Consider the following 15,996-nt stretch of genomic DNA (forward strand, 5'->3'; position numbering starts at 1 on the left):
ATATAAAAAAGGCGGACCGCGATCCGCCCTGTTTTACGCTTCGCTTTTTACCAGGCTTCTTGCCGTCGGGTAATCCGTTATCAGCACGTCGATATAGTTGCCCACCAGCGCGCCGTGTATGGCGTTGCGCTTCTCTTCGCCGCCAGCCAGCGCGATAACATGTTTACAATCGCGGATCTGCTGCAACTCCATGCCGATAACCGGATCTTCTTCCCGGCTCAGCACCGGTTTGCCCTGCGCATCGTAATAATGCAGGCAGATATCCCCTACCGCGCCGCGCTTCGCCAGCAGTTTCAGCATCTCTTCGTCATAATAGTTACCGGAATTTTTCAGCAGTTGTGAAGGCTCCAGGTCCCCTATCCCCACAATCGCCACGTCCACCTGCGCGAAACGCGACACCGCGTCAGCCACTTCCGGGCTTTCAAGGAGGCGTTTTTTCTCTTCCACGGAGCGCTCGATACTCTGGGAAGGCAGCAGCCAGGCCGGGCAATCAAGATGCGCCGCCAGCTGTTGCGTAAGGATAGTCGCCTGCACGTTACCGTTCGGCCCTACGCCGCCCAGCAGCTGAATGACCCCGCGGGCGCGGATGTTCTGCGGATGCATCTCATCCACCATGCAGCGAATGGTGCTGCTCCAGGAGGAGATGCCGACAATATCTTCAGGCCGCAGGCGCGTTTCCACATAATGCGCGGCCGCACTGCCGATAGCATGCTTGATTTGCGCGCTGTTGGGGCTATCGCCCACGTCAACCACAATCGCCTGACGAATGCCATACTGCTGCTCAAGCGCCTTTTCCAGCGAAACGAAAATATTGCCTGGCTGCACGACCGTTATCTTGACCAGCCCCTCTTTCTGACAGCGAGTGAGCGCGCGCGAGACGAAAGATTGCGAGAGATGAAGCAGCGACGCGATATCGGACTGCTTCTTGCCCTCCATATAATAAAGCGTGGCTATCTTGACCAGTAAACGCTGCTCATCCTGCTTTGACATAATGTGCCCCTTGATTTGTCTTTGGTTATTTTTATTCATGACTGAATAGATAACAAGGCACGCTTTTACCGCTGCGCCAACCGAATGTGAGCCTGGTCGCTTTTTCCCAAAATTGCCTTAACGATGGTGGACAAACACGGCGGAGGGGCATATTTTTACCTCATGAATATAAAATCATGTATGAATATATATTCATTGACAGGCAAACAGAGCTCCCGCCTTTTTAGAGAAGCCAATAAAAGCGTCTAAAGGTAGCTCTGAACGACGTCGCGCTTTTACACCCCACCTGAATATATATTCAAGGTGGATTTTAAATTCACGAGGAATTCACCCGAGGTGCCGTTATGAATCCTTTTATGCTCACGGTCGCTGAGCTTGAAAAGAAAGCCCGCGCGGTTCGTCGCCGTATCATCGTGCTGAACGCGCAAAGCCCGGCTGGCGGACATACCGGCGCGGACCTCTCGCAGGTCGAGCTGCTCACCGCCCTTTACTTTCGCATCCTGAACTGCGCGCCGCAGAACATGGCGAGCGACGAGCGGGATATTTATATCCAGTCCAAAGGCCACGCGGTTGGCGGCTACTACTGCGTGCTGGCGGAGGCCGGGTTTATTCCTGTCGAGTGGCTTTCAACGTATCAGCACGCTGATTCTCACCTCCCGGGCCACCCGGTGCGTCACAAAACCCCGGGCATTGAGCTTAACACCGGCGCACTCGGCCATGGCCTGCCGGTCGCGGTCGGCATCGCGCTTGCTGCCAAACGCAGCAACAGCACGCGTCGCGTCTTTGTGGTGACTGGCGATGGCGAACTGGCGGAAGGCAGCAACTGGGAAGCGGCGCTGGTCGCGGCCCATTATCAGCTCGACAACCTGATTATCATCAACGACAAAAACAGCCTGCAGCTGGCCGGCCCGACGAAAGAGATTATGAACACCGACCCGCTGGACGCCAAATGGCGCGCCTTCGGCCTGGCGGTGACCGAATGCAACGGCAACAGCATGCAGGACGTTGTCGATACCCTGGAAAACCTGAAGCCGAACGGCAAGCCTAACGTGGTTATTGCGCACACCACCAAGGGCGCGGGCGTCTCCTTTATACAGGGACGCGCGGAGTGGCATCACCGCGTGCCGAAAGAGGATGAAGTGGAACTGGCGCTGGAGGAACTGAAAGATGAGTAACAGCGAACATCTCGCAACGGTCATGGTTAACGCCTTTATCGACGCCGTCGAACGCGGCGTCGATCTGGTGCCGGTGGTGGCGGACTCCACCTCCACCGCCAAAATCTCGCCCTTTATTCAGCGATTCCCCGACAGGCTGGTCAACGTCGGCATCGCTGAGCAAACGCTGGTGGGCGCCGCGGCCGGGCTTGCCATTGGCGGCAAAATCGCCGTCACCTGCAACGCCGCGCCCTTTTTAATTTCGCGCGCCAATGAGCAGATCAAAGTTGACGTTTGTTACAACAACACCAACGTGAAGCTGTTCGGCCTGAACGCGGGCGCCAGCTACGGCCCGCTCGCCAGCACCCATCACAGTATTGATGACATCGCCATCATGCGCGGCTTCGGCAATATTGAAATTTACGCCCCCTCCTGCCCGGTGGAGTGCCGCCAGATAATCGATTACGCCCTGGAACACCAGGGACCGGTCTACATCCGGCTTGATGGTAAAGCGCTGCCGTTTTTGCATGACGAAAGTTATCGCTTCGTCCCGGGCAATATCGATGTGCTGCGTGAGGGCGAAGATATTGCCCTGGTGGCGATGGGCTCTACGGTGCATGAAATTGTCGATGCCGCCGCACACCTGGCGGACAGAGGTATTAGCGCTGCGGTAATCAGTGTACCGTCAATACGCCCCTGCGATACGCAAACGCTGCTGGCTGCGCTTAAGCGCAGCAAAGCGGTGATAAGCGTGGAAGAGCACAACATCAACGGCGGTGTAGGCAGCCTGGTGGCGGAAGTGTTAGCTGAAGCCGGCTGCGCGATTCCGCTGCGCCGGCTCGGCATCCCCGATGGCGAATATGCTATCGCCGCCGACCGCGCGGCGACGCGCAAGCGCCATGAAATCGATGCCGCAAGCGTTGCGCGTCATGCCGAACAGCTGTGCGCCAAAGCAGAACAAGAATAACAGGCAGTAGAAAGCTAACCCTCTTACTGGAGCATTGTTATGACCCGTATCCCACAACAACTGACCATGGGCATTATTATCGGCAACCGGGGCTTTTTCCCGAGCTATCTGGTGGCCGAAGCCCGCCAGCAGGCCATCACGCTTTTCGACCGTCTGGGCATCAATACGGTGATGGTGGATGAAAACCAGACCGAGCTTGGCGGCGTGGAAACCCGGCAGGAAGCGAAAACGTGCGCCGCGCTTTTTCGCCAGCATCGCGACAGTATTCACGGCATTGTGGTGCTGCTGCCTAACTTTGGCGATGAAAAAGCGGTGGCGGAAGCCATTCGCCTTTCCGGGTTAAATGTCCCGGTGCTGGTGCAAGCGCAAGAAGACAACCTCGATAAAATGGGCCTTGCCACCCGCCGCGATAGCTTCTGCGGCAAAATATCGCTGTGCAATAACCTTCGTCAGTACGGCATTCCTTTTACCCTCACCACCCAGCACGTCTGCGCTCTGACCAGCGACGTGTTTGAAAACGATTTACGGCGTTTTGAGCAGCTCTGCCGGGTGGTGACAGCCATGCGCGGCGTTCGCGTCGGCGCTATCGGCGCGCGCCCTGCCGGTTTTAATACCGTGCGCTACAGCGAAAAACTGCTGGAGAGAATGGGCGTGGCGGTGGAAACCCTGGATCTGTCAGAAGTGTTCACCCGCGTGAAGCTATTGCGCGATGACGATATCCGCGTGGAAGAAAAGCGCCGCGTGCTGCTGGATAACGCCGACGCCAGCGCCATCCCGGCGGAAAAAGTGGTCACAATGGCGAAGCTTTTCGTGGTGATAAGCGAATGGGTTATCGCCAATGATATCGACACCACCGCAATCCAGTGCTGGACCTCACTGCAGGAGAACCTCGGCATTAACGTCTGTTCCATTATGAGCGTAATGTCGGGCCAGCTGATGCCGAGCGCCTGCGAAGTGGATGTTATGGGCGCGCTCTCCATGTACGCGCTGGCGAGCTGCTCGCTCAACCCCGCCTCTATTGCCGACTGGAACAATAACTTCGGCGAGGAGCGCGACAAATGCGTGCTGTTCCACTGCGGAAACTTCCCAAGCGCTAGCCTGGAAAGCCCGGCGATGGGCACAGCGGATATCATTGGCACCACGGTGGGTAAAGAAAACACCTGCGGCGCGGTGCATGGTCGCCTGAAGAGCGGACCGATGACCTACTTCCGCCTGAGCACGGACGACTTAACGGGTGAGATACGCGCCTACGTGGGCGAAGGGAAATCGGTGGACGACGAGCTTGATACAGTGGGCTGCCGCGCGGTGGTTCAGGTGCCGCAGCTGGAGAATTTACTGGCGTGGATCTGTAATAACGGTTTTGAACATCACGTGGCCATGAACCACTCCTCCACGGCGCAAGTGCTGCATGAAGCCTTCACCCGCTATCTTGGCATCACAACCTACTATCACCAGCCGGCTACGCTTTTCAGGTAACGCGCAAGCGCGGCCCGCCGTCATGACGTTTGACTCCACCAGTAAGGCCGTTTTGCTCCCGTCCGCAGACGGGAGCTTTTTTATTAGAAGTCGTAGCTCATCGACACCTTCAGCGTTCGCGGCTCGCCCTGATAGATGTAAAAACCGTTGGTCTCGACATTCGACCAGTACTTCTCGTTAGTCACGTTATCCAGCCCCACGCGCCAGACCATGTTGTTCTGATCCTGGTTCAGGCGCATGGTGTAGCGCATGCCGAGGTCGAGCGTGGTGAAGCTGTCGAGTTTTTTGGTATTGGCGGCATTCACATATTGCGAACCGCTATGGTTGAGGTTGGCGGTCGCCGTTAACCCTTCTACTGGCTGGATGTCATATTCCGCACCCAGCGCTGCGATGAAGTTCGGCACGCCCACTGCGTCGTTGCCGTCGTTCAGGCCGTCTTTGGTTTTGGTCAGCGTTGGATCAAGCCAGGTGGCGCTGCCGTTAAGGCGCAGGCCCGCCACTGGCTCGCCGAACAGGTTGAACTCAACGCCCCGGTTACGCTGTTCGCCATCCAGCGCATAGATTTTGGTGACGCTGTCCTGAAAAGCGGAAGGCTGCTTGATTTCAAACAACGCCAGCGACCCGCCAACGCGGCCGAAATCGACCTTCACGCCGACTTCGTTTTGTTTCGAATGGATGATGCCCGTGCTCTGCCCATAGTTTGCGGCGCCCTGCGGTGCGTTGCTGCCAGGCTGCAGCGCCTCGGTATGGTTAGCGTAGAGCGAAACTTCCTGCCAGGGTTTATACACAATGCCGTAGGTCGGCATCCAGCGATCTTCGTTAAAGCGCGAATCTTGTTTTTCAGCGCCCGTGTTGTTGTCGTAACTGCGCACCACCACTTTTTGATAACGCGCGCCTAGGGTGAGCTGAACGGTATCGTCCAGCACGCCGAGCGTATCGCTCAACAACCAGCCCTGGCTGCGGGTGCGGCCGGTAGTCAGCGGGTCGTCATAGTCACCGGCGAAAGAGGCGTTAACAGGCACGCTTACCGGGTTGGTATCATAAATGTTGGTAGTCGGGTTCACTTTCGAAGAGCGCCAGGCGATTTTATCCCGGTGCGTCATCGCCGAGTAACCGACATTCGTCTTATGGCTGACAAACCCCGTATCAAAGTTGCCGCGCACGCCCACCATACCGCTGAAGTTATCAATGATCCGGTTAGTATCCAGACGACTGATGGTGGCGTCGCCATCAGCGTTAGTGATTTTCGGCACGCCGTAGAGGCCGATTTCATGGGAGTGTTGACCGCCAACGCCTGCGTAAGCCGTCCAGCCGTCGACGAGATCATATTCCGCGCGCGCCAGGCCGAATTCGCTTTCGATATCGCTATAGGCCCACTGCTGGCTGTAATTATGGGTGGCGTCCGGCACCTCAGGGATAAAATTCACGCCGCTCACATTGACGCCCAGCCGGCCGCCATGAAACGTCTGCTTCTGATAGCCTGCGTCAAACGAGGTGCGCAACCGGTCGCCGCGGTAATCCAGGCCCAGCGACGCCTGGGTGGTGCGACGATGTTCGCCATGAACGGCCGTGTCGCCTTCGCGGTGAACCAGATTAACCCGCGCGCCGAACTGGTTGTTATCGCCAAAGCGGCGCCCCGCGTCGAGCGAGCCGCCCACCTGGGATGACGAGGTGTAATCCACGCCAACGCGGGTGAGCGGTAACTCATCGGCATGCTTCGGCTCAAGGTTGATCATGCCGCCCACGCCGGATGTCGCGGCGCCGTTGACCAGCGCGTTCGCCCCTTTAAAGACCTCCACCCGGTCGATCATCGACAGCCCCACCACCTGGCGCGGAATCACACCCGCCAGGCCGCCAATTGTGATGTCATCGCCGTTGAGCTGGAAACCGCGAATGCGGTAGGTTTCCTGGAAGTTGCCAAAGCCCTGCACGTTCTGCACGCTGGCGTCGTTGCGCACCACGTCGGCTATCGTTTTCGCCTGCTGATCTTCAATCAGTTTCGAGGTATAGCTGATGACGTTGAAAGGCACATCCATTGCGTTCTGCTCGCCGAGCATCCCGACACGCCCGCCATGGGCGACTTGCCCATCCAGATAAGCTGGCACCGGGGTATCGCCGCCCGGTTTAAAATCGCTTTTTGGGGCGGCCTGCACCACGACCGTATCTTCCTGGTTATTTGCTTCATTTGTAACGGCAGCGGCGTAAGCCGCCTGGGTTGCCGCGCCGATAGCCAGCGCCAGCAGCGTTTTACGTAACGGTGTGCGTTTCATTTCTGGTGTTTACCTTGCTGTAAAAGTGCGCAAAAAGGCCCGTCGCCGGGCCGAAAAAATGACGGTTTAAAGCGAAATGCGAACGATGCGGTCCAGCCCTTTGGTGGAGTGGTCTTTGTTAAACGGCTGTTTGACGGTGACGTAAAGCGTCTGGCCGTCGGCGGAAACCAGCAGGCTGTTGGGGTTCGGCTTCAAATCCCAGCTCTGCTTCAGCGCATAAGTGGTGGCGTCGAGGCTCAATAGCTTGCCCGATTCGCGCTGGGTAAGGTAAAGCTCGTTACGCTTAGCGTTGAATTTCACCGCCAGCGAGTCGCCGGTATCGAGTTGTTTAATGAGATGGCCCGTGCGGATATCCAGCACCAGCGTGGTTTTCGCTTTGGAATTATCGGTGACGAAGAGGCGACCGGTTGCCGGGTCTTCCGCCATATTCAGCAGCAGCGCTTCTTTTTCGCCAAGCGGCTTCCAGCGTTTTTCGATGCGGTTGGTGCGCGGGTTAATCACGAGTATTTCACCGCCGCCGTTTGCCGCATAAAGGCGGTTTGTGGTGGGCGAGAAGTGCAGGCCAGTCACCCACTTGCCGGCGTTTTTAATGCGCGCTTTCAGCTTCAGCGTTTCAGCATCCACTACCCAGATAACGGCCGGGTCGCCCACGCCGCCCACATAAAGCAGCCCATCGCGCCAGAGGATTTCCCGCGCGCCGTAGGGGAAGCCTTTCTCGTTGCGCTCGCTGAACAACAGCCGGCCTTTGACCTTGCCGTTAGCGGTATCGATAGCGCTGATGCCGCCATCGAGCGAGTTAGTAACAAACAGGGTTTTGCCTTCAGCATCCTGCGCCGCGCCAAAGTTTTTCAGATCGGTATGCGATTCGCCAAGGGTGTTGAGCGTTTTCGGGTCCAGCTTGTAGATAACCCCGCCCTGCACCTCTTTGAAAGATTGCGCCGTCGCCACGTAAATCGCGTGGTCTTGCGGGTTTTCCACCAGCTCATAAACGCCATAGGCCAGCTCACGCTGGAGTAAATCTGTTTTTTGGGCTGTCTGCGCGGCGGGAACGGCGGCAGCCTGCGGTTGAGCCGGTTTTTGCGCCGCGCAGCCGCCAAGGGCGAACGCCGCCAGCAGCGCGAGCGCGCAGGGTTTCATGGTCATAACAGCTTTTTCCTTTTTAAATAGCGGCACAGCGTGCCTTATTCGCCGCCAGCGCGGCGTTCGTTGTTGTTAGCGCCCTACAAAACAGAAGTGAAACCGCTTTTCACATCAAATGAGAATCATACTCATAATCATTAACTATTTAAAGCGTAAAAACAGGCGGGAAAAAGCCCGGCGGACGGAGATATCTCTTAAAAAGCAGGCTGGCCATTCCCTTGCTTAATGCAGGCTCTCTATACTTTTTGGTCGGAGGAAAAGATGAAACGACTTTTTTTATCGCTTTTTAATAGCCCGGAAAAACTGCTGCAGGTCATTAGCCATGAGGAGATACAAGACTCTATCGATGACGGCGATCGTATTCTTATCGATGAAGACGGCAACGCGTCGGTGAATATTCATTGTCAGGCGGTGCAGGATGATTTTGCCCGCCATGTTGAAGCGCTAAAGCGAGCCTGAGATGGGAACAGCAATTTTTATGGTACTGATGGTGTGCGGCTACTGGTACACCAGCCGGGATCTTTCTACCCGGTTTCAGTTTAAACGCACGTCCGGCTGGGACGTTTACTTTCTGGTGGCGCTGAACGGCTGTATTTTCGTGCTTCAGGGTATTCTGGCCACCGCCATTCTCTGGCTGCTGCTGCTGCTGACGTCAATGACGATGAACGAGTTTCCGCAATGGTTCGGCCCAGAAGATCATCGTTACCACATGACGTTTATGAACTGGAGCTTTCTTGGTATCCAGGCGCCCGTGGTTATCATGCTCGCTTTCGCCATACTGTTTTGCCTTTACCGCTCAAACTGGGCGCGCAGCGCAAGGCTCGACAGCGCCGGGCGTCGGGAGCTTTACAAGCATCTGTCCCGGGCGAACGGCGTGGAAGGGTTGCTCTATCAGTGTATGGAGCAAGGCGAACTGGCGTGGGTGACGATGAAATCGCAGCGCATTTACATTGGGATGATCCACACCGCGACGTTTGACCGCGAAGACGCCAACAACATCGTGTTAATCCCGATGCTGAGCGGCTACCGCGACCACCAGACGCTGGACTTAAGAGTGGAGCATAACTACAGCGCCTGGTATGAGCGTCATAATATTACGCTGACCTCGAAACCGCGCACCGCGCTGGATTTCCGTAAGGTTATCCTGCTCGACCAGATTGAAAGCCTGTCGCTTTTTGAGCCGTCCCAGACGCTCTCTTTCGCCATGCGTGATGAAAGAGACAAGGCGCCGCAACGTTAGACCTCCCTTTATTAACGCGGGCATGCGACGCGAGCCCGCTTTTTTTTCGCCCGTTCCCCGCCGCGTTTATATCGCGTTTATATTCCAGAACGCGCTTTTTATGCTTTTTTTACAACAACCTGCCTGAGAAAACGCCAGACTAGTTTTACCGCCGAAAGGCATCACTCAAAGACCCTGCTATGACGACAAAAATCGTGCGAGGCCGCTTTCGAAAACCGGCTGCCGCCGCGGCCGAAACCCTCTCTTCACCGGAGCCCGCCATGTTCTCCATGATGTTTCACTCAAGGCTGCTGGCGGAAAACTACGCGCCGCCCACTGTCACTTTCGCACAGGAGGCAATGACCTATTTGCGCGAACATCCTGAGACGGAGTTTATCGATATTTATCTGTACGACTGTCATGGCCGACCGCGCGGCAAAAAAATCGGCGTCGAGGCGCTGTTATCTCTTGAGGAGGGGTGCTACTTCCCGCTTTCGCTCTACGCCACGGAGATTGACGGCCAGATTGTTCAAGCCGGCGATGACGCCCTTTCCGCCATCGAGCCGGATCGCCTGTGTCTGCCGGTGCCGGGCACCTTAAAACCCTGCGCGAAAGACCCGAAACGCTACGCGCAGTTACAGCTGAGCATGCGCGAGCAGGATGGCGCGCCCTGCCCGCTGGAGCCGCGGGTTATCCTCCAGCGGGTGCTGAATACGTTTCACCAGCGCGGGCTTTATCCGGTCATCGCCCCTGAAATGGAGTTTTATCTCAGCGAAACGCCGGAAGAGACGGCGGCAGACGCCTGGCCTTTCTTCCAGATTGACGGCGCGCCGTCGGTGGCCGCCCTGCTTGCCGACATTGAACGTCATGCCGGGTTACAGGCCCGCGGGTTGACCGGCATCGTGGCCGAGGCGGGAAGCGGGCAATATGAGCTTAACTTTCGCCATACCGATGACCCCCTCGCCGCCTGCGATAACGTGCTGGCGATGAAACGGTTGATTCGCCAGCTTGCGCAAGCGCACCACCATAGCGCCACTTTTATGGCCAAACCCCACAGCGACAAAGCAGGCAGCGGCATGCATTTTCATATCAGTATGAATAACGCCCGGGGTGAGAACCTCTTCGCCGGGCCGCCGGAGGCGTTACCTGAAATCATGCTGCACGCCATGGCCGGGGTGCTGGCGCTGATGCCCGCTTCGCTGGCGCTTATCGCGCCCAACGTTAACGCCTGGCGGCGCCTGCGCCCGATGCTCGCCACGCCGCGTTTTTCCGGCTGGGGGTATAACAATCGCGCCACGGCGATACGCGTCCCCTGCTCATCTCCTAAAGCCCGGCGTTTTGAATACCGCCTCGCGGGCGCGGACGCTAACCCGTATCTGGTTGTCGCCACGCTGCTTGCGGCCATGCTCTACGGGCTTGATAAGGCGCCCGGGCTACCGCCTGCGGACGCCGCCCCGCCGCCGCTGCCAACCAACCAGCCGCACGCGTTAATGCTTTTTGCGCTCTCGCCCTGGCTGCGTGAACAGCTGGGCGACGATTTCGCCCGCCTGTGGCTGACCAGCAAGCGGGAAGCGCTGGCGCGTTTTGAACATGAAGTCACCGAGGCGGAAAAAGCCTGGCGGCTCTGAACCGTCGCCTGCGCGGCGCGAGATCCTCATCAGGAGAAATGATGTCCCGACTTATTATGGCGAGCAACCATTGCGACGTGTTGCACAAGGCGCCCGTCCGCCCGTTAACCGAAACGCTCTATGGCGTGGCGAAACAGCACAAAGCGCTGTGGCTGGGCTGGAATGGCGAGACAGGCAAAGATGAGCAAAACGCCGTCAGCCAGCGCGAGCTGGCTGACTGTGAGTTGGTTAACTGGCGCCTTTCAGACCAGGAATATGGCGATTACTATCACGGCTATGTGCATAAGCAGCTGTGGCCAGTATTTCACAACCGTCCCGATCTCGCGGTTTATCAGCCCGGCGCCTTTCAGGCTTACCGCAGCTACAACGAAAAGGTGGCGGAACGAATAGCGGAGCACCTCTGCCCGGACGATAGGGTATGGGCGCACGACTATCATCTGATGGCGGTAGCGAGGAATCTGAAGGAAGCAGGGTACTTAAACCGCTGCGGCTTCTTTTTGCACCATGCGTTCCCCCCAGGCGAAATTTTTCGCGCCCTGCCGGAGCATGACTGGCTGATGCAGTCGCTCTTTTATTACGACCTGTTGGGTTTTCAGTCCCGTAACGACGCCAGCCATTTCATTACCTGGCTTTCACGCCGTTACCGCACGGAAAAGGTGACGGAGACGCTGTTTCGCGTAAACGGCCACCTGCTGCGGGTAGGCGTTTTCCCCTGCGGCGTAGCGCCTTCGTCAGCGCCGCCCGTCCCGACGCCCCAGCATAAACCCCGCTGGATAGTCAGCACCGATGTGATAAGCGACGCCAGCGGCATCGCCTGGCGGCTTGCCGCGCTGCGTCAGCTGCTGGAGCAGCACCCGCAATATTTGCATGACGTTACGCTGGTTCAGGTCTGCGACCTGGCGAGGGAATCGCCCTGCTTCACGCCAGGCTTGCGCCAGCAGCTTGAACGGCTCTGCGGCGAACTCAACGGCGGCTACGGCGATTTCAACTGGTCGCCGGTCAACTATTTGCATAACGAGCCGCTGGCGCCGGCGTGGCGGGAAACGCTCTACGCGCAATCCTGCGTCGCGTTGTTTACGCCCTTTTGCGAAGGGATGTCGCTTGAGGCGAAAAAGTACATTCTGGCGCAAAACCCGGCGGACCCCGGCGTGCTTATCCTTTCGCACTTTACCGGGGCCGCCGAACAGCTTAGCGGAGCGTTGCTCGTTAATCCCTATGACCCCGGCGAACTTTGCGACGCGTTGCATTCCGTGCTCTCCATGCCGCTGGCGGAACGCAAAAGGCGCCATCAACAGCTGCGTCAGCAGGTTTGCCACTACAACCATCACTGGTGGGCTAACGCCTTTCTCAGCGCGCTAAACGATGACCGTGCGCAAACCCCCGGGCGATTGTTACGCTCGCCGTTGCGTCTTTTCACGCCACCAGGCCGTTACTGACGACCCCGGGTTTGTACCGTTTTCTGAACAACCCTGGCGGCGACGTCGGGGTTGCACCTTTCTCGTTCTCGCGTGCTCAGCGCAAATTTTCAACACAGTTTATCCACAGGCGCTTTTACCAACACTTTATCCACAGTCAGGGCTGTTATCTAACAGATCCGGTGGGCTACTTTTTAACCGCTTAAGCGGCAAATAAGATCCTTTTCGATCCCTGCCCTGCGCAGACGGCGGGCTTTAAGCACAGGCTGGATCGCTCTGGATTATGCGGAGGGCAAAAAAGTGACATCCCGCCAATGTGAAAGTTGGTTAATTTAACGAAGCGGTAGGTTTATCGGGAAAGTAGTGATTTTAACGAAGCGTAAACGCCGCAAAGATTACCGCATTCCCCTTCCCTGTTCCAGCTGGTTCGCCGTCTGTAGCTGTAAAGCTGGAGTGACAATACTTGTCACTGCGGTTTGACGCCCGGACGTGAATCCCTTACCCTTCGCGCCATTATTTTTTGTGAGCGTAGTTTCAGAGGGAAGCGTGAAGAATCGCACTCTTGGCAGTGTTTTTATCGTGGCGGGCACCACTATTGGCGCCGGTATGCTGGCAATGCCGCTTGCCAGCGCCGGGGTAGGAATGGGTATCACTTTGCTGTTGTTGACAGGCATGTGGGCGCTGATGTGTTACACCGCCCTGCTGCTGGTGGAAGTGTATCAGCATGTACCGGCGGATACGGGACTTGGCTCGCTGGCGCGGCGCTATCTCGGTCGGCCCGGACAGTGGCTGACGGGCTTCAGTATGCTGTTTTTAATGTACGCCCTGACCGCCGCCTATATCAGCGGCGCGGGCGAGCTGCTGGCGGCAAGCTTCAGCGACTGGCTGGCTATTCCGCTCTCGCCTTCCACAGGCGTACTGCTTTTCACGGTAGTGGCTGGCGCAATAGTCTGTATCGGCACCACCATGGTAGACCTGTTTAACCGTCTGCTTTTTAGCGCCAAGATCGTTTTGCTGCTGGTCATGCTGGCGCTGTTGATGCCGCATGTACACCAGGCGAACTTGCTGTCGATGCCGCTTGAGCAAGGCCTCGCCTTTTCCGCTATTCCCGTGATTTTTACCTCTTTTGGCTTTCACGGCAGCGTGCCGAGCATCGTCAGCTATCTGAACGGCGATATTCGCAAGCTGCGCCTGGTCTTTATTACCGGCAGCGCCATTCCGCTTGTCGCCTATCTCTTCTGGCAACTGGCAACGCTTGGCGCCATCGACTCCGCGACCTTCAACCACCTGCTGGCGAACCACGCCGGGCTTAACGGCCTGTTACAGGCGGTGCGTCAGGTAGTGGCCTCCCCGCACGTGGAGCTGGCGGTGCATCTGTTTGCCGATCTCGCGCTGGCGACCTCTTTCCTTGGCGTATCGCTCGGGCTGTTTGATTACCTGAGCGACATGTTCCAGCGCAGCCGTAAAGTGGGCGGCCGCCTGCAAAGCGGGCTGATTACGTTTCTCCCGCCGCTCGCGTTCGCGCTCTTTTATCCGCAGGGGTTTGTGATGGCGCTCGGCTACGCCGGGGTCGCGCTCGCCATACTGGCGCTGATTATCCCGGCGCTGCTGGTCTGGAAAAGCCGCGAGCAAACGCCGCGCCAGCCATGGCGAGTCGCGGGGGGTAAGCCGTTGCTGGCGCTGGTCGTGGCGTGCGGCGTGGGCATCATCGCGATCCAGGCGCTGATGGCAGCGGGCCTGCTGCCCGAGGTTGGTTAAGCCGAACAAGCAGCGCATCGGCGGGCAGCGTTATGCTTGCCCGCCACGGGCGCTCAGGTGTTTTTTCCTGTGGGACTGCCGTACGCCCCTCCCCTCCCCCGGTCAGTCTATTCTATGGCAGACGTTAGCGGCGAAACCGGGTTTAGCCGCCCGCCGCGCTCACGCGCCAGACGATATTTCCGGCGTCATCCGCAATCAGCAATCCGCCGCGGCTGTCCATCGCCAGCCCCACCGGCAGACCGCGAACCTCTTTTTCGTCATCGGTGAGAAAACCGGAGACCACCGTCTTTGGCGTCCCTACCGGCATGCCGTCGCGAAACGCCACCCAGATGACCCGATACCCGTTAAGCGGCTTGCGGTTCCAGCTGCCATGCTCGCTGATGAAAGCGCCGTTTTCATAGCCCGGCAGGCCGTTCGCGCCGGAAAAAGCGAGCCCCAGCGGCGCCACGTGAGAGCCGATTGCGTAATCGGGCTTGATCGCTTTTTCAACCATATCGGGACGCGGCGGCTGTACGCGCTCGTCGACATGCTGGCCGAAATAGCTCCACGGCCAGCCGTAGAAGCCATGCTCCTGCACGGAGGTGAGGTAATCGGGCACCAGGTCCGAGCCAATTTCATCACGCTCGTTGACAATCGCCCACAGCTTGCCGCTTTGCGGCTCCCACTGCAGGCCGGTTGGGTTACGCAGGCCGCTGGCGTAAATCCGGCTTGCGCCGGTGGCGGCGTCCACTTCCAGCACCGCGGCGCGCCGGTACTCCGCGCCGATGCCGTTTTCGGTAATATTGCTGTTCGACCCGACGCCCACGTAAAGCTTGCTGCCGTCCGGGCTCGCCAGCAGCGACTTCGTCCAGTGATGGTTTATCGGCCCGCCGGGCAGTTCCGTCAGCAGCGCGCCGGGCGCGGTAATGCGCGTCTGGCCAGTCTGATAAGGGAACGTCATTAGCCCGTCGGCATTCGCCACATACAGCGTGTTGCCGATAAGCTGCACGCCAAAAGGCGAATGCAGGTTTTCAAGAAAGCGATGTTTTTCCCAGCCGCCCGCCGTCGGGCGCAGCAGCGTAATGCTGTCGCCGCCCTCGCCCCCTTTGCCGGAGGACTTCTGCACGATGCCCATGATAAGCGATTTCGGGAATCCCACCGGTTTGCCTTTCGGCGCGTTGGCCTCCACCACCAGCACATCATTATTTGGCAGCACATAAACCTGACGCGGATGCTTCAGCCCCTCGGCGATTTTTTCAATTTTCAACCCTTCGGCGACTTTCGGCATTTCGCCCGCCTTCCACGGCACCCCTTCAGGCACCTGCATCGGCGGCATCAGAAAGTTCTTCGCCTCGGGCAGCGCCGGGTTCGGGCCGATTTGCTTTGCCGGGTCGATGGCGGAATCATCATTACAGCCCGTCACAAGCAGCGCGGACAACACAGCAATCGCTAACGCTCTCATCGTTGCTCCTTATGCGCGGGTGCGCAGCGCCAGTTGAACATTAGCGATGCTGATTAGCAGCACCACCAGCGTGGAGAGAATAACGCCCAACGGCACCACGGCATACGCGTCGCGGCTATGAATAAAGGCGTTGAGAATAGCGAGCAGGATGGCCAGCAGATTCAGCCAGAAGTCGAGGCGGTAAGCGCGCACATAAGCGCCGTTGCGGCCCCACCAGGTTTGCACCAGGTTAATGAGCCGGGGAAGAATGGCGATAAGCAGCCCAAACAGAATTAACCAGCTGGCGCCCTGGTTCCAGAACACCTGAAAGGTTTTCATATAGAGGATGTCGAATAGCCAGGCGGCGGCGAAAAAACCGAGCGGCAGCGGGTTGAGCAGCTCATAGAGCGTCAGCGCAAGCGCTGAACGACGTGACGGTGCGTCTCTTTCCATATCAGGCTCCAGTGGAATGAAGGAGAGCCGTTGCGCCGCCTGCTTCCTCCCGGGCCACGCAACCGCAAAGGTGCCTGAAATAGCGTAGTAAAAGATTAGTGAACCG

The 15,996-nt window shown here is 57.9% G+C and carries 13 protein-coding genes; 8 read left to right on the forward strand and 5 right to left on the reverse strand.

Annotated features, from left to right (window positions below; translation table 11 throughout):
* Positions 1 to 33: 33 nt before the first annotated feature.
* A complete protein-coding gene (locus IEX01_RS06695) occupies positions 34 to 990 on the reverse strand; it encodes a sugar-binding transcriptional regulator (protein WP_024555638.1) in 957 nt (318 codons plus the stop codon).
* A gap of 344 nt (positions 991 to 1,334) precedes the next feature.
* On the opposite strand from IEX01_RS06695, the gene IEX01_RS06700 reads away from it, so the two are divergent.
* The 3 genes from IEX01_RS06700 to IEX01_RS06710 are packed head-to-tail and all read left to right on the forward strand — an operon-like array spanning position 1,335 to position 4,587.
* Entirely contained in the window at positions 1,335 to 2,165 is an 831-nt protein-coding gene (locus IEX01_RS06700) for a transketolase (RefSeq protein WP_024561334.1), read from the forward strand.
* Entirely contained in the window at positions 2,158 to 3,111 is a 954-nt protein-coding gene (locus IEX01_RS06705) for a transketolase family protein (protein ID WP_188723505.1), read from the forward strand. Before IEX01_RS06700 ends, IEX01_RS06705 begins: the two co-directional genes overlap by 8 nt.
* 39 nt (positions 3,112 to 3,150) lie before the next feature.
* Positions 3,151 to 4,587 carry an L-fucose/L-arabinose isomerase family protein gene (locus IEX01_RS06710; protein WP_024561336.1) on the forward strand — a complete coding sequence of 479 codons (1,437 nt, stop codon included), beginning with the start codon at positions 3,151 to 3,153 and terminating at the stop codon, positions 4,585 to 4,587.
* An 83-nt stretch (positions 4,588 to 4,670) separates the two neighbouring features.
* Here IEX01_RS06710 and IEX01_RS06715 read toward each other — a convergent pair whose 3' ends face one another.
* Positions 4,671 to 6,857, reverse strand: a complete 2,187-nt coding sequence (locus IEX01_RS06715) for a TonB-dependent receptor (protein ID WP_188723506.1) — start codon at positions 6,855 to 6,857, stop codon at positions 4,671 to 4,673.
* Between the two features lie 66 nt (positions 6,858 to 6,923).
* A complete protein-coding gene (locus IEX01_RS06720; protein WP_188723507.1) occupies positions 6,924 to 8,000 on the reverse strand; it encodes a YncE family protein in 1,077 nt (358 codons plus the stop codon).
* Positions 8,001 to 8,258: 258 nt separating this feature from the next.
* Here IEX01_RS06720 and IEX01_RS06725 point away from each other — a divergent pair, with 258 nt between their 5' ends.
* The 5 genes from IEX01_RS06725 to tyrP all read left to right on the forward strand — a co-directional run bounded on the left by IEX01_RS06725 (position 8,259) and on the right by tyrP (position 14,017).
* Complete coding sequence (locus IEX01_RS06725) at positions 8,259 to 8,456, forward strand: hypothetical protein (protein ID WP_024555644.1); 198 nt, start codon at positions 8,259 to 8,261, stop codon at positions 8,454 to 8,456.
* A 1-nt stretch (position 8,457) separates the two neighbouring features.
* A complete protein-coding gene (locus IEX01_RS06730; RefSeq protein WP_024555645.1) occupies positions 8,458 to 9,237 on the forward strand; it encodes a hypothetical protein in 780 nt (259 codons plus the stop codon).
* Positions 9,238 to 9,497: 260 nt separating this feature from the next.
* Positions 9,498 to 10,844 (forward strand): glutamine synthetase family protein, encoded by a 1,347-nt coding sequence (locus tag IEX01_RS06735; protein WP_188723736.1) that lies wholly within the window; start codon positions 9,498 to 9,500, stop codon positions 10,842 to 10,844.
* 41 nt (positions 10,845 to 10,885) lie between these two features.
* Complete coding sequence (locus IEX01_RS06740; protein ID WP_188723508.1) at positions 10,886 to 12,280, forward strand: alpha,alpha-trehalose-phosphate synthase (UDP-forming); 1,395 nt, start codon at positions 10,886 to 10,888, stop codon at positions 12,278 to 12,280.
* Positions 12,281 to 12,805: 525 nt separating this feature from the next.
* Positions 12,806 to 14,017 carry a tyrosine transporter TyrP gene (tyrP, locus tag IEX01_RS06745; RefSeq protein ID WP_188723509.1) on the forward strand — a complete coding sequence of 404 codons (1,212 nt, stop codon included), beginning with the start codon at positions 12,806 to 12,808 and terminating at the stop codon, positions 14,015 to 14,017.
* A 142-nt stretch (positions 14,018 to 14,159) separates the two neighbouring features.
* Here the strand turns inward: tyrP and IEX01_RS06750 are convergent, their stop codons facing one another.
* Positions 14,160 to 15,458 (reverse strand): PQQ-dependent sugar dehydrogenase, encoded by a 1,299-nt coding sequence (locus tag IEX01_RS06750; protein ID WP_188723510.1) that lies wholly within the window; start codon positions 15,456 to 15,458, stop codon positions 14,160 to 14,162.
* Positions 15,459 to 15,467: 9 nt separating this feature from the next.
* Complete coding sequence (locus tag IEX01_RS06755; RefSeq protein ID WP_188723511.1) at positions 15,468 to 15,890, reverse strand: DUF2231 domain-containing protein; 423 nt, start codon at positions 15,888 to 15,890, stop codon at positions 15,468 to 15,470.
* Positions 15,891 to 15,996 lie beyond the last annotated feature (106 nt).

Source organism: Franconibacter daqui (assembly GCF_014644275.1).
Classification (GTDB): Bacteria; Pseudomonadota; Gammaproteobacteria; order Enterobacterales; family Enterobacteriaceae; genus Franconibacter; species Franconibacter pulveris.